General features: G+C 66.0%; 16 protein-coding genes and 1 pseudogene. 7 read left to right on the plus strand and 10 right to left on the minus strand.

Translation table 11 applies throughout. The annotated features are described in order from the left end of the window. Positions 1-65 precede the first annotated feature (65 nt). Positions 66-863 carry an acyl-CoA thioesterase gene (locus U8L64_RS08685; RefSeq protein ID WP_138300078.1) on the plus strand — a complete coding sequence of 266 codons (798 nt, stop codon included), beginning with the start codon at positions 66-68 and terminating at the stop codon, positions 861-863. Positions 864-902: 39 nt separating this feature from the next. Here U8L64_RS08685 and U8L64_RS20330 read toward each other — a convergent pair whose 3' ends face one another. The 3 genes and pseudogenes from U8L64_RS20330 to U8L64_RS08695 form a co-directional block, all read right to left on the minus strand. Beyond that, the gene (locus tag U8L64_RS20330) at positions 903-1,787 is read right to left on the minus strand and encodes a methyl-accepting chemotaxis protein (RefSeq protein ID WP_442965282.1); all 885 of its coding nucleotides are present in this window, start codon (positions 1,785-1,787) and stop codon (positions 903-905) included. After that, positions 1,773-2,375: pseudogene (locus tag U8L64_RS20335) on the minus strand (HAMP domain-containing protein); the annotation flags it as partial. The pseudogene U8L64_RS20335 and the gene U8L64_RS20330, both read right to left, overlap by 15 nt. 63 nt (positions 2,376-2,438) lie before the next feature. Next, positions 2,439-3,254: a TatD family hydrolase gene (locus U8L64_RS08695; RefSeq protein ID WP_077683034.1), complete on the minus strand. Its 816-nt coding sequence runs from the start codon at positions 3,252-3,254 to the stop codon at positions 2,439-2,441. A 158-nt stretch (positions 3,255-3,412) separates the two neighbouring features. Between U8L64_RS08695 and U8L64_RS08700 the strand changes: the two genes are divergently transcribed. Then, complete coding sequence (locus U8L64_RS08700) at positions 3,413-4,822, plus strand: transglycosylase SLT domain-containing protein (RefSeq protein ID WP_043297119.1); 1,410 nt, start codon at positions 3,413-3,415, stop codon at positions 4,820-4,822. A 114-nt stretch (positions 4,823-4,936) separates the two neighbouring features. Here the strand turns inward: U8L64_RS08700 and U8L64_RS08705 are convergent, their stop codons facing one another. The 5 genes from U8L64_RS08705 to U8L64_RS08725 all read right to left on the minus strand — a co-directional run bounded on the left by U8L64_RS08705 (position 4,937) and on the right by U8L64_RS08725 (position 10,963). Beyond that, positions 4,937-5,938, minus strand: a complete 1,002-nt coding sequence (locus U8L64_RS08705) for a lipase secretion chaperone (protein WP_333396211.1) — start codon at positions 5,936-5,938, stop codon at positions 4,937-4,939. A gap of 48 nt (positions 5,939-5,986) precedes the next feature. Beyond that, positions 5,987-6,913 carry a triacylglycerol lipase gene (locus tag U8L64_RS08710; protein WP_054093204.1) on the minus strand — a complete coding sequence of 309 codons (927 nt, stop codon included), beginning with the start codon at positions 6,911-6,913 and terminating at the stop codon, positions 5,987-5,989. 301 nt (positions 6,914-7,214) lie between these two features. Next, positions 7,215-7,712: a transcription elongation factor GreB gene (gene greB, locus U8L64_RS08715; protein WP_008570218.1), complete on the minus strand. Its 498-nt coding sequence runs from the start codon at positions 7,710-7,712 to the stop codon at positions 7,215-7,217. 63 nt (positions 7,713-7,775) lie between these two features. Further along, positions 7,776-10,280, minus strand: a complete 2,505-nt coding sequence (locus tag U8L64_RS08720) for an ABC transporter permease (protein ID WP_333396214.1) — start codon at positions 10,278-10,280, stop codon at positions 7,776-7,778. After that, complete coding sequence (locus U8L64_RS08725) at positions 10,277-10,963, minus strand: ABC transporter ATP-binding protein (protein WP_043297115.1); 687 nt, start codon at positions 10,961-10,963, stop codon at positions 10,277-10,279. The genes U8L64_RS08720 and U8L64_RS08725 overlap by 4 nt, the downstream gene beginning before the upstream one ends. Before the next feature lie 10 nt (positions 10,964-10,973). On the opposite strand from U8L64_RS08725, the gene U8L64_RS08730 reads away from it, so the two are divergent. The 3 genes from U8L64_RS08730 (at position 10,974) to U8L64_RS08740 (ending at position 12,989) form a co-directional block, all read left to right on the plus strand. After that, positions 10,974-11,591 carry an arylesterase gene (locus U8L64_RS08730; RefSeq protein WP_043297114.1) on the plus strand — a complete coding sequence of 206 codons (618 nt, stop codon included), beginning with the start codon at positions 10,974-10,976 and terminating at the stop codon, positions 11,589-11,591. A gap of 84 nt (positions 11,592-11,675) precedes the next feature. Next, positions 11,676-11,957, plus strand: coding sequence for a hypothetical protein (locus U8L64_RS08735; protein WP_054093201.1), 282 nt, complete (start codon positions 11,676-11,678; stop codon positions 11,955-11,957). Between the two features lie 66 nt (positions 11,958-12,023). Next, on the plus strand, positions 12,024-12,989 hold the full coding sequence (locus tag U8L64_RS08740) for a L,D-transpeptidase family protein (RefSeq protein WP_043297112.1): 966 nt from the start codon (positions 12,024-12,026) through the stop codon (positions 12,987-12,989). A 90-nt stretch (positions 12,990-13,079) separates the two neighbouring features. Here the strand turns inward: U8L64_RS08740 and U8L64_RS08745 are convergent, their stop codons facing one another. Beyond that, a complete protein-coding gene (locus U8L64_RS08745) occupies positions 13,080-13,334 on the minus strand; it encodes an Lpp/OprI family alanine-zipper lipoprotein (RefSeq protein ID WP_008570211.1) in 255 nt (84 codons plus the stop codon). Between the two features lie 400 nt (positions 13,335-13,734). On the opposite strand from U8L64_RS08745, the gene U8L64_RS08750 reads away from it, so the two are divergent. Beyond that, positions 13,735-14,028, plus strand: a complete 294-nt coding sequence (locus tag U8L64_RS08750) for a GNAT family N-acetyltransferase (protein ID WP_043297111.1) — start codon at positions 13,735-13,737, stop codon at positions 14,026-14,028. Positions 14,029-14,065: 37 nt separating this feature from the next. On the opposite strand, the gene U8L64_RS08755 is transcribed toward U8L64_RS08750, so the two are convergent. Then, positions 14,066-15,142: a 3-deoxy-7-phosphoheptulonate synthase gene (locus tag U8L64_RS08755; RefSeq protein ID WP_054093200.1), complete on the minus strand. Its 1,077-nt coding sequence runs from the start codon at positions 15,140-15,142 to the stop codon at positions 14,066-14,068. A 246-nt stretch (positions 15,143-15,388) separates the two neighbouring features. Between U8L64_RS08755 and U8L64_RS08760 the strand changes: the two genes are divergently transcribed. Then, positions 15,389-16,348, plus strand: a complete 960-nt coding sequence (locus tag U8L64_RS08760) for a putative 2-dehydropantoate 2-reductase (protein WP_333396220.1) — start codon at positions 15,389-15,391, stop codon at positions 16,346-16,348. Positions 16,349-16,405: the final 57 nt, after the last annotated feature.

Below are 16,405 nucleotides of genomic sequence, written 5' to 3' on the forward strand. Positions count from 1 at the left end.
TCCTCGCGCGCCGGCAAGCACCGGCCTTACCATCGGCCTCCACAAAACAATGAAAAGAGGTGCACATGACCCTTTCCGAACTGTTGCGCGGCGTGCGCGAGCATCCGCAGCAGCTGACCATCCCCGCCACCTGGGGGCAGGGCCGGGCCGGTTTCGGCGGACTGGTGGCGGCGCTGGTGTACGAGGCGATGCGCGCCAAGGTGCCGCCGGAGCGCGCGCTGCGTTCGCTGGCGATCACCTTCGTCGCGCCGCTGGCGCTGGACCAGCCGGCCAGCTTCGAGGCGGAGGTGCTGCGCGAGGGCAAGGCGGTGAGCCAGATGCTGGGGCGGGCGGTACAGGACGGCCAGGTGGTGACCATTGTCCAGGGCAGCTTCGGCGCCGCGCGCGAGTCCGCGGTGGCGGTCGCTGCCGAGGCGGCGCCGGCCATGCCGCCGGTCGAAGCCTGCCAGACGCTGCCCTTCGTGCCGGGTGTCACGCCGGAATTCACCCGCTATCTGGAGATGCGTTGGGGCATCGGTGGGCTGCCGTTTTCCGGCAACACGTCCCGCGAAATGGGTGGCTGGGTGCGCCAACGCGGCGAGGTCGCGCGCGAGCCGATGAACGAAGCGCACCTGCTGGCGCTGATCGACGCGTGGCCGCCGGCGGTGCTCTCGCACCTCAAGGGCTTCGCGCCGGGCAGTTCGCTGACCTGGACTGTCGAGTTCGTACAGCCGTTGCCCGCACTGGATACGCATGACTGGTGCCAGTACCGCGCGGTGATCGAGCATGCGCGCGACGGCTACGGGCATTGCGCGGCGGCGCTGTGGTCGCCGACGGGTGAGCTGGTGGCGCTGAGCCGGCAGACGGTGACGGTGTTCGGCTAACCGGGGCGGGGCGCCGCCCCGCGTTTTCCCGGCAGGCCGTCAGAGCTTGAGCTGGCCGATGGCCCGGCTCAGCTCGCCCGACAGCGCGGCCAGTTGCGAGCTGGTGCTGGCGGAGTCGACCGTCTGCTGCACGGTCTGCTCGGTGACGTCGCGGATGCCGGTCACCGAACGGTTGAGCTCCTCGGCTACCTCGCTCTGCTGCGCGGCGGCGACGGCGATCTGCGTGTTGCTGTCGCGCATCTGCGCCACTGCGGCGGTGATCGACTCCAGCGCCTGCGCCGCCTCGCGCGCTTCGCGCACGCAATCATCGGCCTTGAACGAGCTTTCCTGCATGAACTCGACTGCATCGCGCGTCATGGCCTGCAGATTGCCGATCATGCCGGTGATCTCGTCGGTGGAGTCCTGCACGCGCCTGGCGAGGTTGCGCACCTCATCGGCGACCACCGCGAAGCCACGGCCCGCCTCGCCGGCGCGCGCGGCCTCGATGGCGGCGTTGAGCGCGAGCAGGTTGGTCTGCTCGGCGATGCTGTGGATGACGCTGACCACGCCGTTGATCTTCTGGCTGTCGGCGGCCAGCTGACCGATGGTTTCGGCGGTCTGCTGCACGCCGACCGACAGGTTGGCGATCGACTGTTCCACCCGCGCGACCACGCGCTGGCCGTCGCTGGCCAGCTGGTCGGCGTGCTGCGAGCGGTCGCGGGTGTCGCTGGCGTGCTCGGCGATATGGAACACCGTGGCACTCATTTCGTTGATCGCGGTGGCGGCCTGGTCAGTCTCGCTCTGCTGGCCGAGCATGCCCTGGCGCACATCGCTCATGCTGGCAGCGAGGCGCCCGGCGCCGTCATCCAGGCGCGCGGCCGCCTGCGCGACGGTACTGACGATGCGCTGGTAGCCGCTCTGCATCGCATTCAAGGCGCTGGCCATCTGGCCGACCTCGTCACCGCTTTCGAGCGGCACGCGCGCGCTGAGATCGCCGGAGCGCTCGACGTGCAGCATGACGTCCTTGAGCGTGTTGAGGTGGCTGAGCAGAAAGCTGATAAGCAGCTGCGAGGCGCCGAGCAGACCGAGCATGAGTACCGCCACGGCACCGGCATAGCTGAAGAAGTGCTCACCCAGAACCTGGAACACACTGGGGGTTCGCGCCAGCACGGCGAGCGTCTGGCCGTCGGCGCGGATGACGCTCTGCGCGCCGATCAGCGGGTCGCGGGCGAACAGGCGATCATGCGCCAGCGCCGTCCAGCCAGCGTTTTGCGCAAGCGTCTGACCCTGGATCTGCATGCGCTCGCCGGCGACGAAGCGGACCACCTCCGGTCTGGCGGGCAGCTCGGCGGTGGCGGGCCAGGCGGTCAGCAGTTCGGCGGTGGTCTGCGCGTTACGCCGGGCATCGGCGCTGCGCGACTGCTGTTCCACATGCACGGCGTAGAGCACCAGCAACAGGCTGATGACGAAGGCGACCATGTTGAGCGCCCAGAACTTGTATTTCAGTGACAGATCGCGGACCCAGACGAACATGACGGCTCTCTTCCGTTTTGTTGTCGGCTTAACGGCCGTTACGGCGTGAGCTTGAGCACATTTTCACGGCGTTGCGTCCGGCAGCGGCAGGTCGAAGAAACGCCGGGCGCAGAGCGTGGTGTGGGCAGCCAGTTCGGCTTCGCTTTCACCGCGATGGCGCGCCACCTCGCGCAGCACCTCAAGCAGATAGGCCGGTTCGTTGTGGCCGGATTTCGGCTTGGGTCGCAGCGTGCGCGGTAGCAGGTAGGGCGCGTCGCTTTCCAGCATCAGCCGGCCGCGCGGTATTTCGCGCACCAGCGGATGCAGATGGGTGCCGCGGCGCTCGTCGCAGATCCAGCCGGTGATGCCGATGTGCAGATCGAGGTCGAGATAAGCGTACAGCGCGCGCTTCTCGCCAGTGAAGCAATGCACCACCGCGGCGCCGAGGCGGTCGCGCAGCGGCCGCAGGATTTCGACCAGGCGCTGGTCAGCGTCGCGCTCGTGGAGAAACACCGGCAATTGCAGCGCCACCGCCAGCTCCAGCTGTTCTTCCAGCACGCGTTCCTGCTGTGGGCGCGGCGAGAAGTCCCGGTTGAAGTCCAGCCCGCATTCGCCCACCGCGCGCACCTGCGGCTCGCGCAGCAGATCGCGCAGCTGCGCCGCGCTGTCGGCGCTCCACTGGCTGGCGTCGTGCGGGTGAACGCCGGCAGTGCAGAACAGCCGCTGGCGACCGTCGTCGAGCGTGCGGCACAGGCCCAGCGCGGCTTCGCTTTCGGCGAGGCTGGTGCCGGTCAGCACGCATTGCGCGACGCCGGCTGCGTGGGCGCGCTCGAGCACTTCACTGGCCTGCCTGGCCAGGCTGGGATGGGTCAGGTTGACGCCGATATCGACGAGCTCCATCGAGACTCCTACTAAGGTTAATCACTTGAAAATCAACACAATATGCGTGAATAGCAAACCGTTGATCATGCCTGAATTGGCAGATCGGGCCCGGCTGTGAGAGGCTTCGCTACTTTTTTCGCCGCCGTCGCCCGGTTCGAGCCTGGTATGTACGAGTCATGTTTCGCCTGCTGCTGATCCTCTGTCTGCTGGCGCTCGCGCCCTGGCCGGCGGCTGCGCGGGTGATGGGGCCGGAGGCGTGGAAGGCGCCGGCGACGGTGCGCGATCTGGCGGAAATACGCCGCAGCGGCGTGCTGCGGGTGCTGGTCAACCAGAGCCGCAACAGCTCCGGCGAGGTGAAGGGCGAAGCCATCGGTGTGGAGTATGCACGGCTGCGCGCTTTCGAGCGTTACCTGAACCGAAAGTCCGAGCGCGCCATCCGCCTGAAGATCATCCCCAAGGCCAAGGATCAGCTGCTGGCTGCACTGCAGCGCGGCGAGGGCGATCTGGTGGCGCCCGGTGAGTTGCTCGATCTGAAGGGCATGCGCGGCGTGAGCCGCACCCGGCCGGTGGTCAGCGATGTTGCGCTGGTGCTGGTCGGCCGCCAGGGTGGGCCGCGCTACGCCAGCCTGGAACGACTGTCTGGGCGCAGCCTGGCGCTGCCGGCGGGCAGCGCCGCCGGTGCCGCTGTCGCCCGGCTCAACGAACAGCTGATGAAGCGCAAGCGTGCACCGGTGGTGGTCGAGTGGGTCGATCCGACGCTGGCGGTCGAGGACGTGCTGGAAATGGTGCAGGCCGGCATCTATCCGGTCACGGCGGTCGAGCAGACCATTGCCGAACGCTGGGCGCGGGTGATGCCCAAGCTGCGCATCGAGCGCCAGGTGGCGCTGGCCGACGAGGCCGACATGCACTGGTTCGTCCGCAAGGAGGCCAGCATGCTGCGCGCCAGTGCCGACGGTTTTCTCAAGGACTACCGCGCGCCGCAGAACCAGGACGCGGCCTTCGAGCGGGTCTACCGGCGCCTGTACAAGGTGCATTACCCGCTCGATCGTACCGGCCGGCAGCGCCTGGAGAAGGTGCGCCCCGTGCTGCAGCGCTACGCCGAGCAGATCGATCTGGATTGGCTCAACCTCGCCGCGCTGGCTTTCAAGGAATCCACCCTCAACCCGGCGGCGCGCGGTGCCGGCGGCGCCACCGGGCTGATGCAGGTGACGCCGGCGACCGCGCGCAGCGTGGGCGTGGGCAATATCCAGCAGCTGGACAACAACGTGCAGGCCAGTGCCAAGTACCTGGCCAGCATCCGTCGCAAGTTCTTCGCCAGCCCACGGCTCAACGAGCGCGAGCGCATGGCCTTCGTGCTGGCGGCCTATAACCTGGGGCCGCAGCGGGTGCAGAGCATGCGCGCCGAAGCGCGCCGGCGCGGGCTGAATCCGGACCAGTGGTTCTTCCAGGTCGAGCGTATCGCCCTGGAAACCGTGGGCATGGGCGTGGTGGGCTACGTCAACAGCGTCAACAAGTACTATCTCGCCTTCCATCGCGAGCGTTATCTGCTGGAAGCCGAACCCGCACGTCGTAGCGCCTCGCGCTAGCCAGGGCGGCGTTAAGAACAGGCTCCAAAATGCTCATTCACAGCGCGTAAACTGCGCTTTTTTCGCCTGTTTTCGCCTTGCCCTGGCTGCCTCGCCTACGTTTTCAACGGCCTGCTAGCTTTCTTGACGGGCCAGCAGGCGCAGGCGTTCGCTGCTGTCGAAGCGCTGCTCGGCGAGCCGCTCGATAGCGGCCTGCTTGTCGGCCTCACCGAGGCCCTGGCTATGCTCGATGCGACTCTTTTCCTGTTCGAAGTCGGCTAGCCGTTGCTGCCAGACCTGTCGCTGACGGTCCAGCGCTTCCAGGCGCTCGGTCGCCGCATTGCCGACCAGCTGCTGGCGCAATTGGCGCAGCTGCACGGCATCGCCGCCACGCGCCTGCAGCGCGGCTGTCTGCTGGCGCAGCTGGGTCTGCATTTGCGGCACCAGGGCGTCCTGCAGTTCGGCTGGCAGCGCCGCGTGCAAGCGGTCGAGCGCGGCACCCTTGGCATTCGCGTCGAGCCCCGGCTCCAGCTGGATGGTCAGGCGTTCGAGCGTGAAACGGTCATAGGCCTCTTCACTGGCGAAGAACGCCTGGTGCGCCGTCTGGCTGAAGATGCGCGCGCGCAACGCCTGTACCGCGGCAAGACGCTGGCGCAGCGCTGGCAGATTTTGCGGGCGGGCCGCCGAATCCAGCCCCAGCAGCTCGCGCTTGTAGTCCAGGTACTGGTTCAGGAGATTCTGCGCCTGGGCCTGCGCCGGTTCTGGCAGCTGCGCGTCGATGTGCTGGCGCAGGCGCTGCACGCTGTGGGTCAGCGGCTCGGCGCCGACGGCGCTGAGGAAGTAGTCGAACAGCCGACGGACGTCGCCGTCGACGATCAGATTGCCGGCGGCGTCCTGCTGGAGGCGGCCGTCGATCCGCGTGCCGTTGAACGAACGCGGCAGCTCGCTGAGCCTCATCGGCTTTGGCGCAGCCGAGTCGCTGACGACGGTGATCGGCGCGGTCGCCGGTGGTCGGGCCGCATGCGCCGGTGCCGTTGCGGGGCTGGAGGGGGGCGGTGGTTCGTTCGCCGGCGGCGCCAGCAGCACGACCAGGCTGAATAACAGCGAGGCGAGGAAAAGGCCGAGAAGTGTCTTCATGGTTCTGCCTTGCAAGAGGCGGCGGGACGCGGCCGTCCCGCCGCTGGCTCAGAGGCCGGCGTTCTTCAGCCGGTTGGCGTGCTGGCGATACACGGTGACCGGATCGGTCTCGAACAGGCTGGTGAGGCCGAGGACCTGGTTCACCTCGTCAAGGTGGTTCATCCGGTAGTCGTCGCGGATGACCATGCCCAGATGCGAGCTGCAGCGTCCCACCAGTCCGTCGTTCGGCTCATCGAACGCAAGGGCGCCGGCACCCATCATCGCGTCGCTGATATCCAGCGGATTGGTCAGCGGGCTGGTGCCACTCCACGAGTAGTAGCGCACGCCGTTGACCACGTAGGCGCCCTCGCCGCAGGCGGTGGTCGGGATGCCCTGGGGGAACTTGGCATTGAAGCGCGCCGCGCCCTCGCTGTTGAGCGATTCGAGCGAGCCGAGCGAGTTCTGCGGCGCAGAGCTGCTGCTACCGGAGAGGAAGTTGATCAGCGCGCCCATCGCGTTCACCAGCCCGGCGACGATGGCCTCGCCGGCGGAGCCTTCGGGAATGTTGCGGATCAGATCGGCCACGTCCGAGCCCTTGTGCGGCGCACCGACGCTGGTGACCGAGGCCACCAGATCCGGTCGCACGGCGGCCACGTAGCGCACGGTCGGCCCGCCGTGGCTATGGCCGATCAGATTGACCTTGGGTTTGCCACTGAGCGCGACGATCTCCTCGACCTGCGCCAGCAATTCCTCGCCGCGCAGCTCGGAGGTGTTGAGCTGGCTCACTTCGGTGACGTACACCTGCGCGCCGTCGCGGCGCAGCGCTGCGGGAATGCCGTACCAGTAGTCGACCCCCAGCAGGCTGTCGAAACCGAGCATGCCGTGACCGAGCACGATGGGGTAGCGGGTCTGGGTATAGCCGGTGGAGGCATGGGCCTGGCTCGCCAAGGCCAGTGCGCTGATACAGAGGGCAAGCAGTGTCTTGTTGTTGTTCATGACGCACTCTCGAAAAAGGGGTGGGCAAGCGGGCAATCCATTGCCGTTCACCGCGCCGGGCGCGTACTGCGCCGTTTCGATGGCAGCAATCGTGCCAGGCGCCAGTTAATTGTCATGAAAGTACAGCCTAGAGCGGCTGCGGCCCAGCAGTGCTGGCCAAAGGCCGCTGCAGTCGAGAGGTGCGCGCTGTTACCGGGAGGAACGGCTGTTTCCGCTGTGGGTTGTTACTCGGCAGGATAGAAGAACTTGGTTGCGTGATCGCGGCAATTTGCGACTGTTTGGTCGATGCTAAACCGGTCGGTCACGGATACTCGATTGCCACCACGTACCATAATTTGGGTCCTGTCGGCGTTTGCACCTGTACTTCGGCATCCAGCGCCTTGCCGACCAATGCGCGGGCCAGTGGCGAGTCGATGCTGATCAGGCCTTGCTTGAGGTCCAGTTCGTCAGGGCCGACGATGCGGTAGCGGGCTTCGTTGCCGTCCTCATCCTCCAGCGTCACCCAGGCACCGAAATACACCTTGTCCGGATCGCTCGGCCGCTCGCTGACGACCTTGAGTTTTTCCAGGCGCTTGGTGAGGAAACGCACCCGGCTGTCGATCTCGCGCAGCATCTTCTTGCCGTAGGTGTACTCGGCGTTCTCGGAGCGATCGCCCTGGGCGGCCGCCTCGCTCACCGATTGCGTCACCTGCGGGCGTTTGACATGCCACAGTTCGTGCAGCTCGGCGCGCAGGCGCGCTTCGCCTTCCGGGGTGATCAGCGGGGTTCCGGCGGGGCGCGGCGGGCGATAGCGGCTCATGGTCGATCCGTGTGGCGAAAGGGCCGCAAAGTGTAGGCCGAACCGGGCGGCGAGGGCGAGTCGTCAGCCCTCGCGCAGCACGCCGAGCGGGCTGGCGTCGAGCGCGCGGCGGGTGCCGAGAACCCCGGCGCCACCGACCAGCAGCGCGCCAAGAAGCGGTAGCAGCACAAGCCAGGGATGCGGCTGCCAGGGCAGCTCGAAGGCGAAGCGATAGAGCAGTGCGCTGACCAGCTCGCAACCCAGCGCGGCAAGCACGCCGCTGGCCGCGCCGAGCATGCCAAATTCTGCCCGACGCACTCTAAGCAGCAGGCTGCGCTCGGCACCCAGCGCGCGCAGCAGTGCGCCCTGGCGGATGCGCTCGTCCAGTGTGGCCTGCAGGCCGGCAAACAGCACGGCGAGCCCGGCGGCGAGGACGAACAACAGAACGTACTCCACCGCGAGCGACACCTGGGTGAGAATGCTGCGCAACTGCGCGAGCAGCGCTTCGACCTGCAGTAGCGTGGTGGCGGGGAAGGTCCGCGCCAGCTCGACCAGCTCGCGCTCCTTGCCGGGTGGCAGATAGAAGCTGGTCATGTAGGTGACGGGCATGTCCTGCAGGGTGCCGGGCTCGAAGATCATGTAGAAGTTGGGCTGGAAGCTGTCCCAGTTGACCTCGCGCAGGCTGGTTACCCGGGCATCGCGGCTGAGACCGCCGACGCTGAAGGTCAGGCGATCACCCAGTTGCACGCCGAGGCTCTCGGCCAGTTCGGCTTCGACCGAAACGCCAGGGAGTTGCGGCGCGGCCGGTGGCCCCCACCAGCTTCCGGCGGTCAGGCGGTTGTCGGCCGGCAGTTCGGCCGCCCAGGTCAGGCTCAGGTCACGGCGCACGGCGCGGTCGCCCTGCGAATCCTTGCTCACCAGCTGGCGCACCGGTGCGTCGTTGATCGCCACCAGCCGCCCGGGAACGACCGGATACAGCGGCGCCGCCACGGTCGACAGGCTGGCGATGCGTGCGGCGAAGACATCCTTCTCCGCGGGCAGCACGTTGAGTGCGAAATGATTGGGAGCGTCCTGCGGTAGCTGGTCCTGCCAGGTGTCGAGCAGCTCACCGCGCAACAGGGCGATCAGCGCCATCGCCAGCAGGATCAGGCCGAATGCCAGAGACTGCCCGGCCGCCGCCAACGGGTGTCGCAACAACTGGCCCAGGCCCAGCCGCCAGGAAAGCGCCGCGCCTGCCAGCAACCGGCGCAAGCCGCGCAGGCCGAGCAGCAGCAGGCCGCCCAGCAGCAGCGTGGCCAGCAGCCCGCCGCCAAGCAGGGCGAGGGTGATCTTCAGGTCCAGGCTCAGTCGCCACATGATCAGGCCGAGCGCGAGAATCGCCGTGCCGTACACCAGCCAGCTGCTCGGTGGCACCGGCAGCATGTCGCGCCGCAGTACCCGTAGCGGCGGGACGCGGCCGAGCGCCGCCAGCGGCGGCAGGGCGAAGCCGGCGAGGGCGACCAGGCCGGTGGCGATGCCGGCCAGCGCCGGCCACAGTGTGGCGTCCGGAATTTCCTGCGCCAGTACATCGCGCAGCAGATAGAACAGCCCGTATTGCGCCCCCCAGCCGAGCAGGGCGCCAACGATGCTGGCGAGCGCGCCGAGCAGCCCGAGTTGCAGGGTGTACAGCAGCAGCGTTTCCCGTCGTGAAAGCCCCAGGCAACGCAAGAGTGCGCTGGCATCGAAGCGGCGCGCGGCGAAGCGCGCGGCCGACAGCGCCACGGCAACGCCGGCCAGCAGGATCGCGGCAAGGCTCGCCAGATTCAGATAGCGCTCGGCGCGCCCGAGCGCGCCACCGATCTGCCGGTTGCTGTCGCCAGCCGTCTCGATGCGCTGATGGGCCAGCAGTCCCGGTTCGAGCTGTTGCCGGTAGGTGGCGAGCGTTTCGGCCGGCCCACGCCACAGCTCGCGGTAACGCACCCGGCTGCCCGGCTGCACCACGCCGGTGGCGGCCAGGTCATCCATGTGCATCAGCACGCGCGGGGTCAGGCTGTAGAAGTCGCCGACGCGATCCGGCTCGTAGGTCAGCACGCGGGTCAAGCGCAGCGACTTGTCGCCGACCTCGATCGGATCACCGATCTCTAGCTCCAGGGCTGTGAGCAGGCGGGCCTCGGCCCAGGCTTCGCCCGGTCGCGGTCCTGGTCCCGGTTGTTCCTGTTCGTAGGGTGCGGCGGCGCTGCGCAGCTCACCGCGCAGCGGATAGGCGCTGTCGGCAGCCTTGACGCTGGTGAGCTGCAGTTTGTCGTCGGTGGCGATCACGCTGGAGAACTCGACCACCCGCGCATGCGTCAGCCCCAATTGTCGGCCGGCTGCAATCTGGTGAGGCTGGGCTTCGGCGCTGCCTTGCAGCACCAGGTCTGCGCCGAGAAATTCGCTGGCACGCAGTTGCATGGCGTCGTTCAGGCGAGCACCGAAATAGCCGATTGCGGTGCTCGCCGCGACGGCGATTAGCAGGGCGAAGAACAGCACGCGCAGCTCGCCGGCGCGGGCATCGCGCAGCAGCTGACGGAACGCCAGCGCCGCGAGGCGGCGAGTCGGCACATGGCTCATGCGGCGGACCCGTTGTCGACCCGACGCCCGCCTTCTAGACGCAGCAGATGGCGACAGCGGCGGGCCAGGCGTTCGTCGTGCGTAACCAATACCAGGGTGGTGCCGCGCTCGCGATTGAGCTCGAACAGCAGGTCGCTGATGTGCGCGCCGGTATGGCTGTCGAGGTTGCCGGTCGGCTCGTCGGCGAACAGCACGTCCGGCTCCGCGGCGAAGGCGCGCGCCAGCGCCACGCGCTGCTGCTCGCCACCGGACAGCTGGCGTGGATAGTGATGCAGACGCGTACCGAGGCCGACACGCTCCAGCAACTGCCGGGCGCGCTGGGCGGCGTCGCGGCGACCTTCGAGTTCCAGCGGCAGCATGACGTTCTCCAGCGCGTCGAGGCTGTCGAGCAGCTGGAAGGACTGAAAGACGAAACCGACATGCTCGGCCCGAACCCGTGCGCGCTGATCCTCGTCCAGCGTGCCGAGCGAGTGGCCGGCCAGCTGTACTTCGCCAGCACTGGGCAGGTCGAGCCCGGCGAGCAGGCCGAGCAGGGTGGATTTGCCCGAGCCGGAAGTACCGACGATGGCCAGGCTGTCGCCCTTCGCCAGCTCCAGGGAGAGGTCGCTGAGGATATGCAGCTCGCCTTCCGCGCTGGGAACCACTTTGTTAAGGTGCCGGGCGATGAGAATGCTGACGCTCATGGAGAATCCGATGCGAAGTTGGCTGAAAGGCGGGGTCCTGCTGCTGGTGATGTGGGGGCAGGGCGCGCTGGCGGGAACCGTCTTGGTGGTCGGCGATAGTATCAGCGCCGCTTTCGGCCTGGAAACCAGCCAGGGCTGGGTGCATCTGCTGCAGCAGCGCCTCGCCGAGCAGGCTCGACCGCGCTCCGTGGTGAACGCCTCGATCAGCGGCGACACCAGTGCTGGTGGGCTCGCCAGGCTGCCAACGCTGCTCGCGGAGCATCGGCCGGAGGTGGTGATTCTCGAGCTGGGCGGCAACGATGGCTTGCGCGGCCAGTCGCCGGCGCAATTGAAACAGAATCTTGCGGCGATGATTGAGCAGTCGCAGCAGACCGACGCCAAGGTGCTGCTGTTGGGCATGCGTCTGCCGCCGAATTACGGGCGTCGCTACACCGAAGCCTTCGCTCGGGTGTACCACGAGCTGGCGGATGAGCGCGATGTGGCGCTGGTTCCGTTCGTGCTCGAAGGGGTCGCCGGAGAGCCCGGCATGATGCAGGGCGACGGCGTGCACCCGACCGCGTCGGCGCAAGCGCAACTTCTCGAGAACGTCTGGCCGGCGCTTGCGCCATTGCTCGCCCCGCAGCGCTGAACGCCGTCTGCCTGAGGCCCTGCGAGCCTCTTGCGCTGGCGCGAGCGCGCAGCTACTGTCGCGCCCCTCGAACGGGAGCACTCGATGCCGCGCTCAGCCAAGACCCTGTATGCCTATCGACTCATCGTGCCGGACGAGCAGTTCGATCTGTTCGCCTGCCGCGAGAATCGTCTGCATCTGGCGCTGCGCCAGCTGGAGCTGAGCGGTAATGCGGATCGCACACTGTGCGGGGGCCTGCTGCCAGCGCAGCCGCGCTGGCAGGACCTGCAGCGCGAGACGCTGAAGGACCGGCGTCTGTGTCCGGCCTGCCTGCAGTTGCTGGATGCGCGCAGCAGGGGCCTTCTGTCCGCGGTAAGTGCCTGGTAGGCGCCGGCGACGTCGGCTTCGAGTACAATCGCCGTCAATTCGATCAATCAGCCAAGGGTTTCCGTAATGCTTTCGCGTGCGTCTGCTGTCGCCTCCTGTTTGTCTCTTGCGGCTTTGCTGGCGGCTGGCCAGAGCGTCGCGCTGGAGCTGCCTTTGCCGCCTGAGGGCGAAGATGTAGTCGGCCAGATCCGCGTGATCAAGGCGAAATACGAAGACACCTTCGCCGCGATCGCCGAAACCAACGATCTGGGCTATTCCGAACTGGTGGCCGCCAATCCAGGCGTGGATCCGTGGCTGCCGGGCGAGGGGACCGACATCATCCTGCCGACGCGCTTCATCCTGCCGCCAGGGCCGCGCGAGGGTATCGTGATCAACATCGCCGAGTACCGCATGTACTACTACCCGGCCGGCGGCAGCGTCGTCCACACCTATCCGCTGGGCATCGGGCGCGAAGGCTGGGGTTCGCCTGTAGGCAGTACGCGTATTTCCGCCATGACCGCCAACCCGGCATGGTATCCGCCCAAGTCCATTCGCGAAGAGCACGCTGCGGATGGCGATCCGTTGCCCACGGTGGTGCCGCCGGGACCGGATAACCCGCTGGGCCCGTACAAGATGAGTCTGGCCATCCCGGGCTACCTGATTCATGGCTCGAATAAGAAGTTCGGCATCGGCATGCGCGTCAGCCACGGCTGTTTCCGCATGCTGAACAACAACGTTCTCGAGCTGTCGCGCATGGTCAAGGTGGGAACGCCGGTGCGCATTATCGACGAGCCGTACAAGTTCGGCGTGAGCGACGGTAAGGTCTACCTGGAGGCCCATGCGCCGCTGGAAGACGAAGAGAAGAAACTGACGCTGATGGACAAGCACGCCGTAGTCGTCAATACACTGCTCAAGCGCGACGAGCAGATGCGCACTCTGCATCTTGATTGGGAGATGATCCGGGATATCGTTGCTGGCGAAGACGGTTTGCCGATCGAGATTGCCGATCAGCAATCGGTATCCATAGCCAGTCATGAAGAGCAAGTTTTTTGAGCATTAAGCCCCGTGGCGTTGTCCGCGGGGCGTATTGCGACAAATAAAAAAGCCGACCTTGTAGGTCGGCTTTTTTTGTTGCCTTGAAGCTTACTTGCGGCTGGCGCGATCCAGCATACGCAGAGCGCGCTCGTTCGCTTCGTCAGCGGTCTGCTGAGCCTTCTGAGCAGCAGCCAGGGCTTCGTCAGCCTTGCTGTAGGCTTCGTCGGCGCGAGCCTGAGCGCGGGCAGCGGCGTCTTCGGTAGCAGTCAGACGGGCTTCGCTTTCTTTGGTCATGCTGTTGCTGCAACCGGTAGCCAGAACTGCGGCCAGAGCCAGAGCAGAGAATTTCAGAACGTTGTTCATCGTGTTCCCCTTAAGGTGGAAATCCATAAGCAACTTCCGTTATGGAAAGTTTGCGCGCACATACTACCTGTAACTTCGTTTAAGTAAACCGAGTCGACGAGCTGCACGAGCGTTTTTTTTCGGAAAACTCCGGCAGCCCCTCGGCCCCTCGACTGCAAGTTGGATAAAAAACATCCAGTATCAGGTCTGTTTACTTGAGGCAGTGTAGTGAACGCCATCGGCTTGTGCTGAATCTTGGCAAATGTCGTGCGCTTTCTCTTGCGGCCGGAATTGACGCCAGCACTGGTCGAAATCGACAGAAGCGGGTAGAAAAGAACGCTGGTTCTCAGGCAGCCCGAGTGCCCATGCATGCAACCGGGCGAACAATAACAAGATTGGCTGATCCTGCTGAGGAGTCGAAATGAGCGACACACTTACCGTGCACCATGATCGGAGCGGACACCGATTCGAGGTTAGCGTCGAGGGCCATTGCGCTTATCTGGCTTACATGGACCTTGGCAAACAGACGCTGGACATCTATCGAACCTTCGTTCCGGATGCGCTGCGTGGTCGCGGTATCGCGGCGGTGCTGGCACAGCATGCGCTGGAGTTCGCCGAGCAGGAGGGTTACAGCGTCATTCCATCCTGCTCCTATGTGGAGCGTTACATCGAGCGCCAGAACGCGCCAGGCGGACAGCAAGACGAGCAGGAATGAAAAACGCCGGCAAGGGCCGGCGCTCTGTTGAACCCTGTCAGCCGCGTCGGCGGCTGGGCAGGATGTCGCGCAGCTTGGCATGCATGCCGAGTATGGCCTTCTCGGTGGTATCCCAGTCGATGCAGGCATCGGTGACCGAGACGCCGTAGGCCAGTTCCGACAGATCCTTGGGGATCGGCTGATTACCCCATCCCAGGTGGCTTTCCACCATCAGACCGACGATCGAAGCGTTGCCTTCCAGAATCTGGTTGGCGACGTTGTCCATCACCAGCGGCTGCAGCGCCGGATCCTTGTTGGAGTTGGCATGGCTGCAGTCGATCATGATGTTCGGGCGGATGCCGGCTTTGGTCAGCTCCTGCTCGCAAACCGTCACGCTGACCGAATCGTAGTTGGGCTTGCCGTTGCCGCCACGTAGCACGACGTGCCCGTAGTTGTTGCCCTTGGTGGTAACGATGGATACGCCACCGGCCTGGTTGATGCCGAGGAAACGATGCGGGCTGGAAACCGACTGCAGGGCGTTGATCGCGACGGTCAGGCTGCCGTCGGTGCCGTTCTTGAAACCGACCGCCGATGACAGGCCGGACGCCATTTCACGGTGGGTCTGCGACTCGGTGGTGCGTGCGCCGATGGCCGACCAGCTGATCAGGTCCTGCAGGTACTGCGGAGAGATGGGGTCCAGCGCCTCGGTGGCCGTCGGCAGGCCCATTTCCGCGAGATCGAGCAGCAGCTTGCGGCCGATATGCAAGCCATCCTGGATCTTGAACGAGTCATCCATGTAAGGATCGTTGATCAGACCTTTCCAGCCCACCGTGGTGCGCGGCTTCTCGAAATACACCCGCATGATCAGGAACAGGCTGTCGGACACCTTCTCGGCAAGCACCTTGAGACGTTCGGCGTATTCGTGCGCGGCCTTCAGGTCATGAATCGAGCAGGGGCCGACCACGAGAAACAGGCGATGGTCCTTGCCGTCGAGGATATCCCGCACGACCTGGCGCCCATGGGCGACGGTGCGCAAGGCGGAGTCGGTCAGGGGAAGTTCCTGCTTGAGCTGTTCCGGGGTGATCAGGGTGACGTTAGAGGCGACGTTAAGGTCGTTGATGGGTAAATCGGCCATGTGTTACTCGTCAGGTCTCGGGTGCCGTCCGCCAGCCATCCCGGTGCGGCGGAGCAGGCATGGGGCGCAGCGGGGGAGACGGAACCTTAGCGCTAAACATGCAGGCTCGACAACGACATTCAGTGCCGCCGCCGATGCGCCAGGAGTTGGCCGGTTGGCGCCGCTGGCGGCAGCAGGGCGGCGCTGTGCCGCTCCGTCGCCGGCTGTTATCGTGCCGCATCGCCTTCTTTATATCGGAGTTCCTGGATGTCTGAATCTCGCCTACGCATTGCGATCATTGGTACCGGCGCTATCGGTGGCTATTACGGCATGCAGCTGGCGCTGGCCGGGCACGATGTGCATTTTCTGCTGCGCAGCGAGTACGAGGCGGTGCGTGAGCACGGCTTGCGGATCAACAGCGCGGTGCTCGGCAGCCAGCATCTCACCAATGTGCAGGCTTATCGCAGCGCCGATCAGATGCCCGCTTGCGACTGGCTGTTCGTCGCGACCAAGAGCACCGGCACGGCGGCTCTGCTGCCCGCCATCACGCAGATCGCGGCGCCCGGGGCGAAGGTCGTGCTATTGCAGAACGGTCTGGCGGTTGAGGACGAGATCCGGCCGCTGCTGCCGGCCGGGGTGCATCTGCTCGGCGGGCTGTGCGCCATCTATGCCCATCGCAGTGCGCCCGGTGTGGTCGAGCATCAGGCGCTGGGTAACATCAACCTCGCTTATCACTCAGGGCCGGCTGAAAGCGACGAGGCCCGCCAGGCTGTGGTCGCCGTCGGTGTGGCGATGCTCAAGGCGGCCGGTGTGGGTTCGGTCGCCATGTCCAGCTTGGAGCAGGCGCGCTGGATCAAGCTGGTCTGGAACGTACCGTTTAATGGTCTCTCGGTGCTGCTCAATGCCGGCACGGCGGCACTGCTAGCGGATGCCGACAGCCGTGCGCTGATCCGCTCGATCATGGATGAGGTGGTAGCTGCGGCGGCGGCCAGTGGCTTCACCCTGCCGTCCGGCCTGGCGGACAAGTTGATCGAAGGCACCACGCAGCTGCCGGACTACCTACCGAGCATGTATCACGATCATGCGCATCGGAGACCGTTGGAACTGACGGCGCTCTACGCTGCGCCGTTGGCCGCAGCCGAGCTGGCCGGTTGTGCCATGCCGCGCACGCAGGCGCTGTACCGGGCATTGTCGTTCCTTGCGCGCTATGCGACGGATCGTCGCTGACGGCCTTCCGCCGCGCAGGCTTCGCGTGCAAAAACATTCAGGGGCAGGCGCTGGCCC

Origin of the sequence: Pseudomonas sp. FIP_A4, from assembly GCF_036701605.1 — a bacterium.
Lineage (GTDB): Bacteria > Pseudomonadota > Gammaproteobacteria > Pseudomonadales > Pseudomonadaceae > Stutzerimonas > Stutzerimonas phenolilytica.

Excerpts from the sequence above, each read along its gene's own strand:
- U8L64_RS08755 (WP_054093200.1), bottom strand. The coding sequence starts at position 15,142 with ATGGCCGATTTACCCATCAACGACCTTAACGTCGCCTCTAACGTCACC.
- U8L64_RS20330 (WP_442965282.1), bottom strand. The coding sequence starts at position 1,787 with ATGGCCAGCGCCTTGAATGCGATGCAGAGCGGCTACCAGCGCATCGTC.
- U8L64_RS08750 (WP_043297111.1), top strand. The coding sequence starts at position 13,735 with ATGAGCGACACACTTACCGTGCACCATGATCGGAGCGGACACCGATTC.
- U8L64_RS08730 (WP_043297114.1), top strand. The coding sequence starts at position 10,974 with ATGCGAAGTTGGCTGAAAGGCGGGGTCCTGCTGCTGGTGATGTGGGGG.
- U8L64_RS08695 (WP_077683034.1), bottom strand. The coding sequence starts at position 3,254 with ATGGAGCTCGTCGATATCGGCGTCAACCTGACCCATCCCAGCCTGGCC.
- U8L64_RS08710 (WP_054093204.1), bottom strand. The coding sequence starts at position 6,913 with ATGAACAACAACAAGACACTGCTTGCCCTCTGTATCAGCGCACTGGCC.
- U8L64_RS08705 (WP_333396211.1), bottom strand. The coding sequence starts at position 5,938 with ATGAAGACACTTCTCGGCCTTTTCCTCGCCTCGCTGTTATTCAGCCTG.
- U8L64_RS08700 (WP_043297119.1), top strand. The coding sequence starts at position 3,413 with ATGTTTCGCCTGCTGCTGATCCTCTGTCTGCTGGCGCTCGCGCCCTGG.
- U8L64_RS08725 (WP_043297115.1), bottom strand. The coding sequence starts at position 10,963 with ATGAGCGTCAGCATTCTCATCGCCCGGCACCTTAACAAAGTGGTTCCC.
- U8L64_RS08745 (WP_008570211.1), bottom strand. The coding sequence starts at position 13,334 with ATGAACAACGTTCTGAAATTCTCTGCTCTGGCTCTGGCCGCAGTTCTG.
- U8L64_RS08740 (WP_043297112.1), top strand. The coding sequence starts at position 12,024 with ATGCTTTCGCGTGCGTCTGCTGTCGCCTCCTGTTTGTCTCTTGCGGCT.
- U8L64_RS08685 (WP_138300078.1), top strand. The coding sequence starts at position 66 with ATGACCCTTTCCGAACTGTTGCGCGGCGTGCGCGAGCATCCGCAGCAG.
- U8L64_RS08735 (WP_054093201.1), top strand. The coding sequence starts at position 11,676 with ATGCCGCGCTCAGCCAAGACCCTGTATGCCTATCGACTCATCGTGCCG.
- U8L64_RS08720 (WP_333396214.1), bottom strand. The coding sequence starts at position 10,280 with ATGAGCCATGTGCCGACTCGCCGCCTCGCGGCGCTGGCGTTCCGTCAG.
- U8L64_RS08760 (WP_333396220.1), top strand. The coding sequence starts at position 15,389 with ATGTCTGAATCTCGCCTACGCATTGCGATCATTGGTACCGGCGCTATC.
- greB (WP_008570218.1), bottom strand. The coding sequence starts at position 7,712 with ATGAGCCGCTATCGCCCGCCGCGCCCCGCCGGAACCCCGCTGATCACC.